At 62.5% G+C, this 240-nt stretch carries 1 protein-coding gene; it reads left to right on the top strand.

Annotated elements, in window-relative coordinates; all coding sequences use genetic code 11:
• On the top strand, positions 1–240 hold a 240-nt coding region (locus SB772_RS45110; RefSeq protein ID WP_410839163.1), incomplete at both ends, for a phosphopantetheine-binding protein.

Raw genomic sequence — 240 nt, 5'->3', positions numbered from 1 at the left:
AGGCGCTGCCGCAACCGGATGCCAGCCTGCTGCAGGGCCAGTTCACTGCGCCGCAAAGTGCATTGGAGCAGCGGATTGCGGCGATCTGGGCCGATGTGCTGAAGCTGGACAACGTGGGCCTTTACGACAACTTCTTTGAGTTGGGTGGCCACTCCTTGCTGGCGACCCAGGTGATGGCTCGCCTGCAGGTTGAGCTGGGCATCAACCTGCCGCTCGCCTTGCTGTTCCAGGCGGAAAACC

This window comes from Paraburkholderia sp. SIMBA_030 (assembly GCF_046535245.1).
Taxonomy (GTDB): domain Bacteria; phylum Pseudomonadota; class Gammaproteobacteria; order Burkholderiales; family Burkholderiaceae; genus Paraburkholderia.
This window is presented reverse-complemented; position numbering and strand designations above follow the sequence as displayed.